The following is an 18,041-nucleotide window of genomic DNA, read 5'->3' as shown; positions in this document are numbered from 1 at the left end:
AGAAACTGCTAAATAGTAGGGCATATTAGTTATGAAATCCTAGATGAGAGTTTGCTACTTGATAGTCAATTTTATATACTTTCATAAAATGTAGATAGTTTGATAGTAGTATGTCATAAAAGATATTAAATTAGCAGAAAAAAATAACCGTAAAATGAGCATATGATATAGATAATAGACGAATAGGTGAAGTATGAGTCAAGAAATTTTTCCGATCGTGCAGTGGTTCCCAGGTCATATGGCAAAAGCCACTCGCATGATTACGGAACATAAAAAGAAAGTTGATGTGGTTATCGAATTACTAGATGCACGTATTCCTCGCAGTAGTGCGAATCCAGTTATTCGCGAGTTGATAGGCGATAAGCCACATGTAGTGATTTTAAATAAATGCGATTTGGCAAATCCAAAAGCTACAAAAGAATGGATTGAATTTTTCAAAAACGAAGGTATTCATGCTATTGCTATTGATTCTAAAAATGGCAAAGGCAATAAACAGTTGGTGAAAACTGTAGAATCCTTAGCCCAACCCATCATCGATCGTTGGATAAAAAAAGGAATCAAAGGTCGTACAGTACGTACTATGATTCTAGGGATACCCAATGTAGGTAAATCTACACTAATTAATAAACTAGCTGGATCAGCAGCAACAAGAACTGCTAATAAACCGGGTCATACTCGTGGTCAACAATGGGTGAAAGTAGGTAAAAATCTAGAATTATTAGATACGCCAGGTGTATTATGGCCTAAGTTTGAAGACCAACGAGCAGCAGCTCGGTTAGCGATGACAGGAGCTATTTCCGACGATGTGTATGATTTAGATTCTGTTATCAAGCAGTTGTTGGCATATTTAGAAGAGCATGAACCGACATTATTGCATGAGCGTTATAAATTGACGGAAGAAGAGCGTACATCCGTAGATACCATGTTAGAGGCTATTGGTCGTCGTCGTGGTTGTTTGGTAAGCGGTGGCGTCGTGGATTATGACAAGGTGCGCCGTGTGATTTTGACGGATTATAGAAATAACAAATTGGGATACATTACCTTTGATGGCGTCGATGAGGAGCCGTACTATGTTGACGAAGAGTGAGTTTCAGGAACTTAAAGTTAAAGATATTAAAAATCTATTGCAAGGTGAATGCCCTTTTGATTATGTACAATGGGCATTAGAAGATTCTCGTGAATCCGTGAAACACGCAGCTGGTGTGTATTTACGAAAGCAGAAAAAAGTCTTAGAGGAGCAACAGCGTTTGGAAGCCATGTACACCTATGAAGAAAGTTTTTATGAAGAAGGAAAATTTTTAGTGGCTGGTGTAGATGAAGTGGGTAGAGGTCCTATTGCAGGTCCTGTGACAGTAGCAGCGGTTATCTTACCACCTCATTGCAAGCTAGTAGGGTTGAACGATTCCAAAAAACTAACGCCAGAAAAACGAGATACCTTATTTGATCAAATCATGGAGGTAGCAGTAGCGGTACACTGTGTGTCCTATGAGGCAGAAGTCATTGATACACTCAATATTTATGAGGCTACACGACAAGCTATGTATGAGGCGATTCATAATTTACCAGTACAGGCAGAGGCTGTATTATCGGATGCGATGAAATTACCAGATTTAGAGGTACCTGTAGAATCTTTGATTAAAGGAGACTCTAAAAGTGCATCTATTGCGGCTGCTTCCATTGTAGCAAAGGTAACACGGGACCGCTTCATGGAATCTATGGACGAAGAGTATCCAGGATTTGGGTTTGCGATCCATAAAGGATATTATACAGATGTACATAAGCAGGCCATAAAAGACCTTGGCATTACGCCATTACATCGTCATAGTTTTGAACCTATCAAATCGATTGTGGCAGGTAAGCCTGTAGAAGAAATCTAAGTATTAGTATATCATTTAGGTTATACATGCTTAGGATACCTATAAAGATATCTCTGCCCATAGCGATTCCATTGTTTGAAAATGATTATAATATAATATTACTTATAAAAGCATTCTTATAGAGTATTCTATGAGAATGCTTTTTTGAATATCGATAATTGTATATGGATTATAACACTCTTAGTAGAGTACCCTCCTAACAGTGTGGGTTGTACGGTTTACATTCTTTCATAATGAAAGTAATGTAGAACTAAGGAGGTGCCTATGAACCATATTGAATTAGGAAGATACGGTGAAGACCTAGCTACCAACTATTTAAAAAGCCAAGGCTATGATGTATTGGAACGAAATATACGCTATCGATTTGGTGAAGTAGATATTATCGCTAAAAAAGAAAATATGCTCATTGTAGTAGAGGTGAAAACAAGACGGACCCAAACCTATGGAATGCCCTGCGAGGCGGTGCATTGGAAAAAGAAACAACACATACGTCATGTCATATCTATGTTTTTGGCAACCCGTGATATAGAGTATGAATCTATACGATTTGATGTGATAGAAGTATATGTGCCTCAAGTGGGAGATTCTAAATTACGGCATATGAAAGCATGTCATTTATAAGATAGGAGGAGTATCATGTATGCAAAAACCTATGGAGTATGTGTGAGTGGTATTGATGGATATGTGGTGACCGTAGAAGTAGATATTAGCCCAGGTCTACCAAGCTTTGATATTGTTGGCTTACCAGCGACCTCTGTGAAAGAGGCAAAGGAGAGAGTGCGATCGGCTATCAAAAATGGTGGCTTTGAGTTTCCTATGAAGAGAATTGTGGTCAATCTAGCACCTGCCCATATTCGTAAAGATGGGTCTTCTTTAGATTTAGCCATTGCCATGGGAATTTTAGCCGCTCAAGAATCGGGAAAACACAAGAAAAAGGAGTCTATACATTGGAATCACCATATATTTATAGGAGAGTTATCGCTAGATGGTTCTTTACAACCAGTGATGGGGATGTTATCTATGGTGATGGGAGTGACAAATCAGGAGTTAGGGAATGACAATAATTATCTTTCTATGGTAGAAGATATTATTGTGCCTATAGGAAATCATGAAGAGGCTATTAGTGGGTCCTCTATACCTGTATATGGACTATCTACATTAGCTGCAGTTGTGGAAGTATTAGAGCATCCTGAAAAGAAAGAAAATCTATGTGCGCAGATAGCTATAGTGCCATCAAAATATAGTGCGGAAATACTAGATTTACAAGATGTAAAAGGGCAAGTAATGGCAAAACGAGCCTTAGAAATATCTGCTGCTGGTGGTCATCATTTACTGATGACAGGACCTCCGGGTTCGGGAAAAACCATGTTAGCTAAACGGTTGCCGTTTTTATTGCCTCCTCTTTCACGGGAGGAGCAACTAGAGGTAAGCCGTATTTATAGTGTAATGGGTTTATTAAAAAGTGGCCGATTAATGGAACAACGACCATTTCGCAGTCCTCATCATACGAGTACATTAGTGGCTATGGCGGGAGGAGGACAACCGCCAAAACCAGGAGAAATTACCTTGGCACATAAAGGCGTTTTATTTTTGGATGAAGCACCAGAATTTCGTAGGCCTGTCATAGAGGTTCTGAGACAGCCCTTAGAAGAACGACAAGTACATATTGCACGGATTGGAATGGCAACTACCTATCCCAGTGATTGTATTGTTGTCATGGCTATGAATCCATGTCCATGTGGATGGTTTGGAACGGAAGAAGATCATCGATGTACTTGTACAGCTACGCAAGTTCAAAGATACCAACGAGTGTTATCAGGACCTATTTTAGATAGAATGGATCTAGTAGTACCCGTAGAAAGACCTACTTTAACAGAGATATATGCCCCTAAGGATAAAGTTAGTACAGCGCAAGTACGTAGCCGTGTTATCCGTGCTAGATCTATGCAAACTGAAAGATATAAAGGAACGAATATTGGTGTGAACTCACATTTAAGTCATAGTGATATAGAAATATATGTGAAACTTTCTGAGCAAGCTAAAGAATTGCTAGATTCAGCTTTTACTACATTACATTTGAGTTTACGTAGCTATGACCGCATTGTTAAAGTGGCAAGAACAATCGCTGATTTAGCAGAATCTGAGGAGATTTTAACAGACCATGTGGCAGAAGCTTTGAGTTATCGGCAGGTACAGGAGGGATTGTAAATGAAAGACGAAATTTATGCGAGTGCTCTCCAACATGTAGTGGGATTAGGGAATGCAAGCTTAGGTAATTTGTTTACTTATTACGAAAGTGCCAAAGAAGCTTGGCATCATGTGTTACATCACAATGTGGAACCATCATTGGGTTGTAAGTATGAATTATTTGATGAAATTCGCCGTCCTATCAATGAAAGCTTTCTATTACAATTAGAAGAAGATTTAAAGCGTTATCATATGGAAGTGATTACTTGGGAATCTCCATGCTATCCAAAATCTTTATTAGAAATTTATAATAGTCCCCGAGTGTTGTATGGACGTGGAAATATAGAAGTGTTGCAACATATGGATCGTTCTTTGGCGATGGTAGGCGCTAGAAAGTGCTCTACCTATGGTGTACAAGTAGCTAGACACTTTGGACGGGCTTTATCTAATTTAGGCATTATTGTTGTTAGTGGAGGCGCCATGGGGATCGATCGTGCTAGCCATGAAGGGGCCTTGCAAGGACAAGCTCCAACGATTGCTGTTATGGGCTGCGGTTTAAATGTAACCTATCCAAGAACAAACCGAAATTTATTTTTAGAAATTTTAGCAAAAGATGGATTGCTATTATCAGAATATGGACCGCATATGCAAGCAAAGAGTCATCACTTTCCTTCACGAAATCGAATTATCAGTGGTATGACGAGAGGCACTATTGTGGTGGAGGCAAAAGCTAGTAGTGGTTCTTTGATTACTGCTGATATGGCGATAAATGAAGGAAGAGATGTGTTTACCATACCAGGGAATGTATTGACACATACTTGTGATGGAAATCATTGGCTCATTCAGCAAGGGGCTACAGTATTAACAGATCCAGAACAAGTATTGTGTGAATATGGTTGGCAAAAAGTCGCAAAGTATAGTAACATGAATAGTGAAAAAGTAAACACAGTGAATGAAGAGGAACGATGTGTATTGGAGGCTATGAATCCTGGTGGAAATACGACGATTGGGGAACTAGTGCATAGCACACAATTGCCTTTATCCAATCTTCATACATTGCTGTTACAACTAGAGCTAAAACAAATGATTACACATACCCCTCAGGGGTACGTGCTACATACTTAGAGGAGGAAGATTTTTGGCCATTACTAGATCCTTCGTTACAGGGGAGAAGAAAAAAGACAAAGATACAAAAGAAGCTGTCAAATCAAGCGCCAAAGCACCAGAGTCTAGACCTTTGGTCATGCGTCCGGAACCGGTTGAAATAGAGCATAAACGGACTTTCAAAAAAGATGGAAAAACATTAATCATAGTGGAATCACCAGCAAAGTCAAAGACTATTGAAAAATTTTTAGGTGATGATTATGTGGTAAAAGCTAGCATGGGCCATTTAAGGGATTTACCTAAAATGCAAATGGGTGTATCTATTACTAATGGTTTTTTACCTAGATATTTGAATGTACCAGGTAGAAAGGCTGTTATTGAAGATTTGCGCAAAGAAGCAGATAAGGCGAAGGCTGTGTATCTGGCAACTGACCCTGACCGTGAAGGAGAAGCCATCTCTTGGCATTTAGCACATATTTTAAATATAGATGGTACTACACCATGTCGAGTGACTTTCAATGAGATTACCAAGCATGCTATTCAAGAGGCGATGGCAACACCTAGACCGATTGATATGCATATGGTGGATGCTCAACAGGCTCGCCGCGTATTGGACCGTATTGTAGGCTATAAATTGAGTCCTTTGTTGTGGAAAAAGATTTGCAAAGGACTTAGTGCCGGACGTGTTCAATCTGTAGCGGTACGTATTATCTGCGATCGGGAACGAGAAATTCAAGCATTTATTCCAGAAGAATACTGGACTATCGAAGGTGTGTATCAAACAGCTAAGAATGAACAAATTGATGTGGTAGTGACACACAAAGGTGATGAAAAGCTAACGATTTCTAATGAGATAGAAAGTAATGAAGTGTTACGTGTTATTCGTGACCGTGAAAGTGTAGTTAGTTCTGTACAATCAAAACAACGTAGTCGCAAAGCACCAGCTCCATTTACGACGTCGACGATGCAACAAGAAGGTGTACGCAAACTGAATATGAATGCAAAACGCATTATGTCTGCAGCACAACATTTATATGAAGGTAAAGAAATTGGGGGCTATGGTCATGTAGGTTTGATTACCTATATGCGTACAGATTCCACTCGGGTATCAAAGGAAATGCAAGAAGCAGCTAAAGCCTATATTCTCAAGACCTTTGGGAAGGAGTTTTATCCGAGTAAACCAAATGTATTTGGAGCGAAGGCGAATGCTCAAGATGCGCATGAAGCGATTCGTCCTACCATGTTGGAATTACCACCTAAAGCGGTAGCGTTCTATCTATCTAGTGATGAGTTAAAATTATATACCTTGATTTGGAATCGATTTTTAGCGAGTCAAATGGCTCCACAGAAAAGTGAAACTATAACTATGCAATTTCATGTAGATGAGTATACATTGAAGGCTTCTGGGAATCGTGTATTATTTAAAGGCTTTACAGAAGTCTATGAAGACGCTAAAAAAGAGGATGACCATATACTGCCAGCCCTAGAGGAAGGGCAAGCTATTATGCCTATCTCTATGGATGGTATACAGCATTTTACGCAACCTCCAAGCCGTTATTCTGAGGCAGGTCTTATCAAAGTATTAGAAGAACAGGGAATTGGTCGACCAAGTACGTATGCAGCTACTATTGATACGATCTTAAAACGGAATTATGTGGAGCGTAAGGATAAACAATTTATTCCTACTGATTTAGGATTTGCCGTGGTGGAATTTTTAACAACTCATTTTGAAAAGTTCATTAATACGAAATTTACTGCCTCTATGGAGGAAGATTTAGACCATATTGCACAAGGGACTAACTTCTACGAAGCTGTTATCCATTCATTTTATGATAGTTTTGAGAAGGAATTATACACAGCTGAATCGGCTGAGAAGATAGAACTGGAGGCAGAAAAGAGTGGTATTCTTTGTGAAAAATGTGGACATGATATGGTCTATAAACTAGGACCTTATGGTAAATATTTAGCATGTTCTAACTTTCCAGATTGTCGAAATATTAAGTCCATTACAGTTAGCACGGGAGTGACATGTCCTAAATGTAAATCTCATGAGATTTTAGAACGTAAATCCAAGAGAGGTCGTGTTTTTTATGGTTGTGAAGGGTATCCATCTTGTGATTTTACAATGTGGGATAAACCTATTGATAAAACTTGTCCCGTTTGTGGTAGCTTAATGGCTGAAAAAGTATATAAAAATGGAAATAAAAAAGAGTTTTGTTCCAATCCTGACTGTGAAACAAGGCCAAAACGTAAACCTAGAACAAAGAAAGAAGATAAAGAATGAAAGATTTTGTAACTATTATTGGAGCTGGTCTTGCTGGCTCTGAGGCAGCCTATCAACTGGCTAAGCGTGGTATCCCTGTGCACTTATATGAAATGCGTCCCAAAGTGTCTTCACCGGCTCATCATACAGATCAATTTGCAGAGTTAGTATGCTCTAACTCTTTGCGTGCGAATACGATAGAAAATGCAGTGGGGCTTTTGAAAGAAGAAATGCGTCGTTTAGACTCTTTAATCATGGAATCTGCCGATGCTACTCAAGTTCCGGCAGGTGGTGCCTTGGCCGTAGATCGTCATGCTTTTAGCAAAAGGGTTACAGAACGTATTAAAGAACACCCTTTAATCACCGTGATTCATGAAGAAGTGACAGAGATTCCAGAAGAAGGTATTGTTATTTTTGCAAGTGGTCCACTCACATCAGAAGCGTTAGGGACTAAGATTAAAGAGTTAACTGGTTCTAAAGATTTTTATTTCTATGATGCGGCAGCGCCGATTGTAACAGCAGAGTCTTTGAATTACGATAAAGTATTTGCAGCCTCACGGTATGATAAAGGGGATGCAGATTATTTAAACTGCCCTATGACGAAAGAAGAATATGATGCTTTCTATGAAGCATTAACTACAGCCGATGTAGTACAACCAAAAGATTTTGAAAAAGAAATCTATTTTGAAGGATGTATGCCGGTAGAAATTATGGCATCTCGAGGAGTAGATACATTGCGTTATGGACCTTTGAAACCGGTTGGCCTTGTAGATCCACGGAACAATATTGAGTGGCATGCAGTAGTGCAGTTGCGCAAGGAAAATAAAGAAGCTACTATGTACAACTTAGTAGGCTTTCAAACGCATTTAAAATGGGGTGAACAAAAGCGAGTATTCCAAATGATTCCAGGGTTAGAGAATGCTGAATTTATTCGTTATGGCGTCATGCATCGTAACACTTATATTAACTCTCCAGAACTATTGAACCAAGCATTCCAACTACAATCTAATGCACGATTGTTCTTTGCTGGTCAAATGACAGGTGTGGAAGGGTATCTAGAATCAGCAGCTGCAGGTATGATGGTAGCTATTCAAGTGGCGCGTATGTTGCATGGTAAAGAATTTGTTACATTCCCTAAAACAACGGCTCTTGGTGGGTTAAGCCATTATATCAGTGCCTATGAAGGTTCCAATTTTCAGCCAATGAATGTTAATTTCGGTATTATGGAACCTTGGGGAGCTAAAGTACGTAAGAAAAAAGAAAAAAATGCATTAATTGCGCAACGTGCTTTAGAAGAATTAGATGCATTAATTGTAGCAGAAGAGTTACTGTCTTAATGAATAGTTTTGTACTTGACAGATATAGTGCTTTACATATACAAAGGCAAGAGAATTTTATAATATTTGAAATTTTATAGATAAGAAAAAGAGGAAAGGATTTGCGATGTGCAATCCTTTCCTCTTTATATCTGTTATTATTTTGATTTTATAGGCATCACTTTGTGTTGAAACTAATGAATCATTATTTTTCTTTTTTGCCTTTCCCTATAGGGAATACATGTGTATCCGTTGTTCCTTTATAATGAAGGTATAGCCAGATGCCAAAGGACACAGCCATGACAATTAAGCTTGTAACTTGCGCAGATTTAAAGCCTAATGTTAGGTTTACATAATCTCCACGTAGGAATTCTAAGAAGAATCGTAAGGCAGAGTACAAGAATGCATATAAACAGAAAATTTGCCCTTTTTTATGAGGGAACACGTTAGCCAATAGTAAGATAACAAACAAAATAATATCTACTTGACCTTCCCATATTTCAGCAGGCCATAAAGGTTGATTACCATAAGTGCGGTATGCCAAGGTAGTTTCTGGATAGAGAATACCGAAGTTTCCCCCAGTAGGGTGACCAAAGGCATCACCATTCATGACATTCGCCATACGTCCCACAGATTGACCTACCATAAGGGCTGGTGCAAATAAATCAGCAAATGCCCAAGGGTCAACATGTTGTTTTTTTAAATAATAAATTCCAGCAATAGCACCTAACAATACGCCGCCTTGGATAGCCATACCACCTTGCCATACGTATGGAATTTCCAATAAATGATTGTGATAGTATCCCCAGTCAAAGAAAAACACATCCCATAGTCGAGCACCGATGATACCAGCTATAGCAACAGTAATGGTGAAATCTACCATATATTTTTCCCATCCCCGGCCATCTTTTTTCATGATGAAGTAGCCTACAATGGCAGCACTAATAATACCTAAAGCGAGAAGTAAACCGTAGGCTCTTATAGGAAAACCTCCGATAAAAAATAAATATTGATACATAGTACCTCCTGATATTTCTATTACATATATTTTTAATATTCCTACTTTTGTAGTGTACCATAAATTTTAGAGAAATAGTATAGTGTTCCCAATATATAGGCTGAATGTGATATAATATAAAGGTTAAAAGGAGCGCTTATGAAACACTTACAATTTATGAAACATATGGTGCTAGGAATATCGGCATTTAGTTTGTTTGCTTCTTATCCAGTAGCAGAGGCAGCAATCCATATTCCCTTTCCAGCACTTTCCAATACAACAACAGCAGTAGAACCTACACAATATGTAGGCCCTATGTTGTATACTCCAGAAAAGCAAGAAGTTACATTACCTATCACCATGGTATTTGATCCTATAGTATCAGAAACGGCGTATGATAAAAAGTATGTACAGAATGGTACATCAATTATGTCTCCCAGCTGGTTTGAATTGACTACGACTGGTCTAAAAGCTAGTTCTAAGCTATCCCATGACTATGTGAATAGTTATAAGGAAAAAGGCTATCGCGTATGGCCTTTGATTACAAACCAATTCGATCCAGATATGACTAGTAAAATCCTTGCTAATGAATCTATGTGGGAACGATATAAGCAAGGCCTCATTAATTATGCTACAGAGTATGGTTATGACGGATATAATTTTGATTTTGAAAATATTCATTATAAAGATAAAGCACAGCTAACGAAGTTTGTTGATTTTCTGGCAAAAGGGTTACGAACGTATAATCTACATACATCAATAGATGTAACGGGTTATTCTAATAGTGAAAACTGGTCTTTAGTGTATGACCGTAAAGCTTATGCTGATGTAGTAGATTATGTGGTACTTATGGCGTACGATGAAACTTGGGCATCTAGTGATATAGCTGGACCAGTCGCTTCCTATCCATGGGTTAGAAAGCATACAGAGCAAATGCTTTCTGAAGTACCAGCATCAAAACTCGTACTGGGTATTCCATTCTATATGCGTGAGTGGTCTGTACCAGTGAAAGGTTCTTGGGAAGGAAAAGCAAAAAGTAAAACACTAGCCATGTCCAAAGCGTTGGATTTAGAACGTGAATACAGAGATGTGATGCGCTGGGATGAGCGATTAAAAGGTAATTATTTGACATTAACAAAGAAAAATGATGTCTATGGTATATATGATGAAAAGAAACCATATGAGGGGACACTGACTAAAATTTGGTTTGAAGATCCACAGTCCTTAAGTTATAAAGTGGGTCTTGTAAAAGAATTACAACTTGCAGGAGTCGCGGCTTGGCGTAAAGGTTTTGAAGCTAGTGATGTATGGCCGGTGCTGAGTTTTGCTCTAGATAGTGCTAATATAGATAGTACTGAAAAGGGGAAAGCAATTTCAGACAAAAAAGATTATAAAAAAGAAGTAAAAAAACAAGAGAAAAAGAAAAAATCTAAACATACAGATACTTCAGAAGTGACAAGGGTTTCTAAAGATGGTAAAGAAATTGTGTTAAAGTTTAAGAAACCTCATAAACACTCTGATGAAACAGGTGTTGTAAAGGTTACAAAAGAAAAAAAGCCTTTGCCTAAAGACTAAGATTTGGAGTATACTTAGGAGTATTAATACATACAATTGAGGAGGCATAGCATGTACGAAAAATACGTGGCACAAGACATTGAAAAAAAATGGCAAACATATTGGGAAGAATCTGGGGTATTTAAAACAGAGTATGACCCAAGTAAAGAAAAATATTATGTGTTAGAAATGTTCCCATACCCATCTGGTAACTTACATATGGGACATGTGCGTAACTATTCGATTGGTGATGTAGTGGCACGTTTCAAAAAAATGCGTGGATTTAATGTATTACATCCGATGGGCTGGGATGCATTTGGTATGCCTGCGGAAAATGCAGCTATTAAAAATGGTGTATCTCCTAAAGATTGGACATTAGATAATATTGCCAACATGACACGTCAGCAAAAAGAGTTGGGTTTATCCTATGATTGGGGCCGTGAAGTTGCGACTTGTAAAGAAGATTACTATCGTTGGACACAATGGATATTTCAACAATTTTATAAAAAAGGCTTGGCCTATAAAAAAGAAGCAAAAGTAAACTGGTGTGAACATGACCATACAGTATTAGCTAACGAACAAGTTATTGATGGCAAATGCTGGCGCTGTGATAATGATGTAGTGAAAAAAGACTTAAAACAATGGTTCTTTAAAATTACAGACTATGCAGATCGTTTGCTAGATGATTTAGATACATTGGACCAATGGCCTGACCGTGTAAAAGCGATGCAACGTAACTGGATCGGTCGCAGTGAAGGTACACAATTTGCTTTTTATGTGCCTAAAATTGATAAATCCTTTGAAGTCTATACTACTCGTGTAGATACTTTATTTGGCGTATCTTATGTAGTATTAGCTCCAGAACATCCATATGTAAAAGAATTGATTCAGGATGCTTCTAATAAAGTAGAGCTAGAGGCGTTCATTGAAACATTGCGTAACCAAAGTGATATTGAGCGTACTTCTACAGAAGCAGAAAAAGTAGGTATGTTCACAGGCTCTTATGCGACACACCCTATAACAGGTAAAGAAGTGCCAATTTGGATTGCTAACTATGTACTAGCAGACTATGGTACAGGCGCTGTTATGGGTGTTCCAGCTCATGATGAAAGAGACTATGCGTTTGCGAAAAAATATAATTTACCTGTGAATTGGGTCATCCAAAATACAGCACAAGATTTGGATTTTGCTTCCTTAGATACAGCATTCACTGAAGATGGTATATTGGTGAACTCCGGCGACTTTAATGGCAAGACTTCTGAAGAAGCGCGTCAAGCATTAGGTGATTACTTCACTGAACAAGGTACAGGTCGTAAAACTGTAAACTTCCGTCTTCGTGACTGGTTGATTTCTCGTCAACGCTATTGGGGTTGCCCTATTCCAGTTGTATACTGTGAAAAATGTGGAGAACAATTAGTGCCAGAGGATCAATTGCCTGTAAAACTTCCAGAAGATGTATCCTTTGACGGCGGTGCTATCTCTCCATTAGCCACATCTGAAAACTTCCTAAACACAACATGCCCTTGCTGTGGTGGTCCTGCTCGACGTGAAATCGATACCATGGATACATTTATCGATTCTTCTTGGTATTTCTTACGCTATACAGATGCTCGTAATGACAAAGAAGTGTTTAACAAAGAAATTGCGAAATACTGGATGAATGTAGACCAATATATTGGCGGTATTGAACATGCGATCTTGCACTTATTATATGCACGTTTCTTTGTGAAAGTACTACATGATATCGGTTTAGTAGAAGTGGATGAGCCTTTTAAAGCCTTATTAACACAAGGCATGGTATTAAAAGAAGGTTCTAAAATGTCTAAATCTAAAGGCAATGTAGTATCTCCAGAAGAAATCATTGCCAAATACGGTGCAGATACAGCTCGTTTATTCATCTTATTCGCAGCACCAGTGGATCGTGATTTGGACTGGAGCGACCAAGGGGTAGAAGGTTCCTATCGTTTCTTAGGTCGTGTATGGCGTATTATCGATACATACCAACAATTAGGTGCGTCTGGACATCATGATAGTTTATCCAAAGATGAAACAGCATTACGCCGTGAATTACATCGTGCTATCAAAAAAGTAACAGAAGACTTAGATGGTAAATTCAATTTTAACACTGCCATCAGTACTGTTATGGAGTTGGTAAATGCTATGTACCAATTTAAAGATAGCCATGAATCTGTGCAAAGTGATTTAGCAAAAGAACTAGTTGAAAAATTAACATTATTGCTAGCACCATTTGTACCACATATTACTGAAGAAATCTGGCATGAATGTGGATTTGAAGGCTCCGTGCATGCTGCATCTTGGCCGACTTATGAAGAATCTGCTCTAGTGGTAGATGAGGTAGAAGTGGCAGTTCAAGTGAATGGTAAAGTACGTGATAAATTGACAGTATCTGTTTCATTATCTAAAGAAGAATTAGAAGCAGCTGCGAAAGCATTACCACGTGTACAAGAGTTTACAGAGGGTAAAACTGTTGTGAAAGTGATTGTAGTGCCTAAAAAATTAATTAATATTGTAGTCAAATAAAACGAGGTTCCTATGGAAAAACGTAAGGACTATATTAGCTGGGATGAATATTTTATGGGTGTTGCTATGTTAGCAGGGCAACGCTCCAAAGATCCCAATACACAAGTAGGGGCTTGTATTGTGAGCGATGATAATAAAATTTTATCTATCGGTTATAATGGTATGCCCTTAGGTTGTGATGATGATGATTTCTCTTGGAATCGTAATCGAGAAGAAGATAATAAATATTTTTATATCGTTCATAGTGAACTGAATGCGATTTTAAATTATCGTGGTGGTTCACTAGAAGGAAGTAAAATATATGTCACTTTATTTCCTTGTAATGAATGTGCAAAAGCCATCATTCAAAGTGGTATTAAAGAAGTTATCTATTGGCGCGATGATTACAAAGATACACGAGAAGTGCAAGCATCAAAACGATTGTTTCAAACTGCCGGAGTAACTATTACGGCTTATGAACCAAGTGGTAGACAATTATCTTTACAACTATAATTGTAAAGGCTACATCTGTATATAATAAGGCTGAACTTGAGGATATATTCCTAAGTTCAGCCTTTTATGTTGGAACAGTATAATATCGAACAAAATAACGGCTAGTTCCCATTAAGGGCTAGCCGTTTGTATGTTCGATATTTATTTGTTGTTACCCATTACTTTTTTGATGGCTTTTACACTTTTAGAAGTAATATTTTTGCCAGTTTTTGTCAACCGTGTACGAGTTCGCGTGACTCTACCCATAGCAGTTAGAGAAGACTGTTTACGAGGCTTCATGTCTCTTTCGTTACCGAAGTCACCACGACGGATGCTAGTAGCCTTTACTTTTTCAGAACCCACAGATCGTTGTAATTCTTTCATAATTATTTTTGGTTCTACAGATTTTTCAAATGTATATACATCTGCTGCTACATAGCCTAATTGTGGATATGCATGAAGAATTACATGGCAGTGATGGGATACGGCTACCAAGAAGATTTCATCTTCTAAAATTTGGCAATCGATTTCCTCAACACATTGATTTGTAATTGCTAAGGCATTTACAATAGCATCTTGTAAGACAGCAGGAGATTCTATTTTTTCATCAATACATGAATATAAATCAATTAAAACGTGTTCACCTAAAACGTGCATGTTTTCACCTACTTTCATTCACAATCTATTATATAAAATATTTTTGATTTTGTAAATTTGTTATACTTTTTTGTAATAGTTATGATTATAAAAATTAATTATAGAATTTACGAAACTCTACTCCTATGGTAAGCTATAGGTAAGACATAGAGAGCTATGCCCCTTTGAACGAGTCGTTCAAATTTATAAATCATACTACATATAGTAATGCTAGGAGGTCCTATTATGAAAGCACCGTTACGTTACGATTTTGCTTCTTTTTCTACGGAAGCACAGGCTGTATGCCCTGATCGAGTATTTACAGATTTTTTACACCGCTATGCTTATGGTGTAGATGCTTCTTGTTATTCGTATGTACCACAAGTAGTGGTGAAAGTTAATAATGAATCAGAAGTGATTCGTATTTTAGCTTTAGCAAATCAATATGGTACACCAGTGACTTTTAGAGCAGCAGGTACATCTTTATCTGGACAATGCTCTAGTGAACATGTATTAGTGGTGGCTAATGATGGCTTTAAACGAATGGAAGTATTAGACGGAGGCAAAGCATTACGTTGCGATTGTGGCGTTATTGGGGCCGATGCGAATGAAAAGTTAGCTCCTTATGGACGCAAAATTGGCCCAGATCCAGCTACTATTGCAAGTGCTTTAGTAGGGGGGATTTTCAATAATAACTCTTCAGGTATGTGCTGCGGTACTGTAGAAAACTCTTATCAAACGGTGAAATCTGTACGGGTCGTATTAGTGGATGGTACAATTTTAGATACTAGCGATCCAGCTAGTGTACAAGCTTTCATGACCTCTCGTGCTGACCTTGTGAAAGGCTTATTAGACCTTCGTCAATGGATTTTTGATGATCCTGAATTAGTAGAATTAATCCAACGTAAATTTAAAATTAAAAACACTACAGGCTATTCCATTAATACCTTAGTTGACTTTGAAGATATTGTAGATATTTTAAATCATATTTTTATTGGTTCTGAAGGTACCTTAGGGTTCGTATCAGAAGTGGTATATAATACAGTAGAAGATAAGAAATTCAAGGCTTGTGGTCTTGTGTTCTATAAAGAGCTATCCGATGCGTCTCGCGCAGTTGTAACCTTAGCGAATATGGGACGTCAATATGTAGTATCTGCGGAAATGATGGATTACCTCAGTCTTAAGAGTGTACAAAAGTTAGAACAAGTACCGGACTTTGTACGTGGAGTACCAGAGGGTACTAGCTGTATTCTACTCCAATCTGAAAGTAATAATGAGCAAGAATTAGCAGAACAAGTGGAATATATTAAAGAACAATTAAAAGATATTCCAACTATCATTCCTAGCTTATACTCTACGAATCCGGAAGAATACAATTCTTGGTGGTATATTCGTAAAGGGTTGTTGCCAATTGCAGCAGGACAACGCAAATCTGGTTCTACGGTAATCACAGAAGATGTATGTTTTAAAATTGAGGACTTTGTCAAAGGTATCGGTATCATTACAGAGTTATTCCGCAAATATGATTTTATGGATAATGGTATTATCTTTGGCCATGCTTTAAGTGGCAATGTTCATTTTATCATTACTCCAGACTTGAATGATCCAAGAGAACGTGATAATTTTAGTGGACTTGTGAAAGAAATGGCAGAACAAGTAGCCGCTGTAGAAGGTAGTATTAAAGCAGAGCATGGTACAGGTCGTATGGTAGCGCCATTCGTTGAGTTAGAGTGGGGTGTGAAAGCTTACCAAGTTAACCGTCGTATCAAAGAATTATTTGATCCTAATTACTTAATCAATCCAGATGTTATCATTACAGATGATCCAGATGTATATAAAAAGAACTTGAAAGCGATGGCGGCTATTGATCCATTGTTCAATATGTGTATTGAATGTGGTTTCTGCGAGAAGAACTGTCCATCTAAAAACTTAACATTAACACCACGTCAACGTATTTCCTTGGTACGTGAAGAAACACGTCTTCGTCAAGAAGGTAAACATGCAGAAGCAGATGCATTATCTGAAGGTTATCAATACTATGGTGTAGATACATGCGCAGCATGTTCTATGTGCTCCATGCTATGTCCATTAGGCATTGATACAGCACAAATCGCCTTATCTGTTCGTAAAGTGACAGCAAAAGGTCATGGTATTGCAGAAGCGATTTATGATAATTTCCCAGCTACCTTAGCAGCAGCCCGCATGGGTGTTACATTAGGTGGTGCAGCAGGTAAAGTGATTACTAATAAGTTAATCTCTAAAATTACAAAAGGGGCTCACGAACTAACAGGAGTGACACCATATGCTCCAACTACATTGCCAAAAGCTAACCGTCATACCTTGAAAAATCAACGTAATACAGTAGGCAATGATAATGTTGTGTATTTCAGTACTTGTGCAAATCGTGCATTTAAACCAAATCAAGGTCAAAAAGACACTCGTAGCTTGCAACAAGTGATGGAAAACTTATGTAAAAAAGCAGGTTATAATGTCATTTATCCACGTCATATTGAAAACTTATGTTGTGGTTTGAGCTTTGAAAACTATGAAGACATTGATAAACGTGCATTACGCGATTTAGAAAATGCTTTATTAGAAGCAAGCTGTGGTGGTGTATATCCAGTTGTGATTGACCATTCTGCATGTTTCTCCCATGCTTTCAAACATATTAAATCTGTAACAATCCTTGATGTATCTGAGTTCTTATACACACATATTGTTCCTAAATTAGATATTGTGAAGTGTAAAGAGCGTGTTATTGTTCACAAACAATGTAAAATCAAAAAAGCTGGCAAAGAAAAATACATTGAACTGCTTGCACGTGCATGTACTGATGAAGTATTCAATATTAAATCCTTTGCATGCTGTGGTTTCGCAGGGCAAAAAGGTTTCTTTACACCAGAATTGAACCATTCCGCTACACGGGATTTAGGAGATGAAGTGAAAGAGTACGGGGCTACATTAGGAGTAAGCTCTAGCTCCACATGTGAAATCGGCTTAGGCGAACGTGCAGGTATTCCATTCATCGGTATTGCTTACCTATTAGATGCATGTTCTAAATAACTGTGTAATACATTCATACAACATGAAAAGAA

13 protein-coding genes are annotated in these 18,041 nt (G+C 37.9%); 11 read left to right on the top strand and 2 right to left on the bottom strand.

Annotated features, from left to right (window positions below; translation table 11 throughout):
• The first annotated feature begins 193 nt into the window (after positions 1-193).
• From ylqF to trmFO, 7 genes are all read left to right on the top strand, one after another.
• On the top strand, positions 194-1,087 hold the full coding sequence (ylqF, locus tag EO113_RS01640) for a ribosome biogenesis GTPase YlqF (RefSeq protein WP_127135354.1): 894 nt from the start codon (positions 194-196) through the stop codon (positions 1,085-1,087).
• Positions 1,074-1,877 (top strand): ribonuclease HII, encoded by an 804-nt coding sequence (locus EO113_RS01635; RefSeq protein ID WP_127135539.1) that lies wholly within the window; start codon positions 1,074-1,076, stop codon positions 1,875-1,877. Before ylqF ends, EO113_RS01635 begins: the two co-directional genes overlap by 14 nt.
• Positions 1,878-2,141: 264 nt before the next feature.
• Positions 2,142-2,498 (top strand): YraN family protein, encoded by a 357-nt coding sequence (locus EO113_RS01630; protein ID WP_126940261.1) that lies wholly within the window; start codon positions 2,142-2,144, stop codon positions 2,496-2,498.
• A gap of 15 nt (positions 2,499-2,513) precedes the next feature.
• On the top strand, positions 2,514-4,085 hold the full coding sequence (locus EO113_RS01625) for a YifB family Mg chelatase-like AAA ATPase (protein ID WP_127135353.1): 1,572 nt from the start codon (positions 2,514-2,516) through the stop codon (positions 4,083-4,085).
• Positions 4,086-5,189, top strand: coding sequence for a DNA-processing protein DprA (dprA, locus tag EO113_RS01620; protein ID WP_127135352.1), 1,104 nt, complete (start codon positions 4,086-4,088; stop codon positions 5,187-5,189).
• 13 nt (positions 5,190-5,202) lie between these two features.
• Positions 5,203-7,452 (top strand): type I DNA topoisomerase, encoded by a 2,250-nt coding sequence (gene topA, locus EO113_RS01615; protein WP_370466806.1) that lies wholly within the window; start codon positions 5,203-5,205, stop codon positions 7,450-7,452.
• Positions 7,449-8,768: a methylenetetrahydrofolate--tRNA-(uracil(54)-C(5))-methyltransferase (FADH(2)-oxidizing) TrmFO gene (gene trmFO / locus EO113_RS01610; RefSeq protein WP_127135351.1), complete on the top strand. Its 1,320-nt coding sequence runs from the start codon at positions 7,449-7,451 to the stop codon at positions 8,766-8,768. Before topA ends, trmFO begins: the two co-directional genes overlap by 4 nt.
• 184 nt (positions 8,769-8,952) lie before the next feature.
• Here the strand turns inward: trmFO and lgt are convergent, their stop codons facing one another.
• The gene (gene lgt, locus EO113_RS01605) at positions 8,953-9,765 is read right to left on the bottom strand and encodes a prolipoprotein diacylglyceryl transferase (RefSeq protein WP_127135350.1); all 813 of its coding nucleotides are present in this window, start codon (positions 9,763-9,765) and stop codon (positions 8,953-8,955) included.
• Between the two features lie 138 nt (positions 9,766-9,903).
• Here lgt and EO113_RS01600 point away from each other — a divergent pair, with 138 nt between their 5' ends.
• Genes EO113_RS01600 through EO113_RS01590 form a run of 3 tightly spaced genes read left to right on the top strand, consistent with a single transcriptional unit; the run spans position 9,904 to position 14,331 of the window.
• Positions 9,904-11,319, top strand: coding sequence for a glycosyl hydrolase family 18 protein (locus EO113_RS01600; RefSeq protein ID WP_127135349.1), 1,416 nt, complete (start codon positions 9,904-9,906; stop codon positions 11,317-11,319).
• A 51-nt stretch (positions 11,320-11,370) separates the two neighbouring features.
• A complete protein-coding gene (gene leuS, locus EO113_RS01595; RefSeq protein ID WP_127135348.1) occupies positions 11,371-13,839 on the top strand; it encodes a leucine--tRNA ligase in 2,469 nt (822 codons plus the stop codon).
• 12 nt (positions 13,840-13,851) lie between these two features.
• Positions 13,852-14,331, top strand: coding sequence for a dCMP deaminase family protein (locus tag EO113_RS01590; RefSeq protein ID WP_009354146.1), 480 nt, complete (start codon positions 13,852-13,854; stop codon positions 14,329-14,331).
• 141 nt (positions 14,332-14,472) lie between these two features.
• On the opposite strand, the gene EO113_RS01585 is transcribed toward EO113_RS01590, so the two are convergent.
• Complete coding sequence (locus tag EO113_RS01585; RefSeq protein ID WP_164726292.1) at positions 14,473-14,967, bottom strand: S-adenosylmethionine decarboxylase family protein; 495 nt, start codon at positions 14,965-14,967, stop codon at positions 14,473-14,475.
• A 225-nt stretch (positions 14,968-15,192) separates the two neighbouring features.
• On the opposite strand from EO113_RS01585, the gene EO113_RS01580 reads away from it, so the two are divergent.
• Positions 15,193-18,009 carry an FAD-binding and (Fe-S)-binding domain-containing protein gene (locus EO113_RS01580; protein WP_127135346.1) on the top strand — a complete coding sequence of 939 codons (2,817 nt, stop codon included), beginning with the start codon at positions 15,193-15,195 and terminating at the stop codon, positions 18,007-18,009.
• The last annotated feature ends 32 nt before the right edge of the window (positions 18,010-18,041 follow it).

The sequence above is a fragment of the Veillonella sp. 3913 genome (genome assembly GCF_003992235.1).
Taxonomy (GTDB): domain Bacteria; phylum Bacillota; class Negativicutes; order Veillonellales; family Veillonellaceae; genus F0422.
This window is presented reverse-complemented; position numbering and strand designations above follow the sequence as displayed.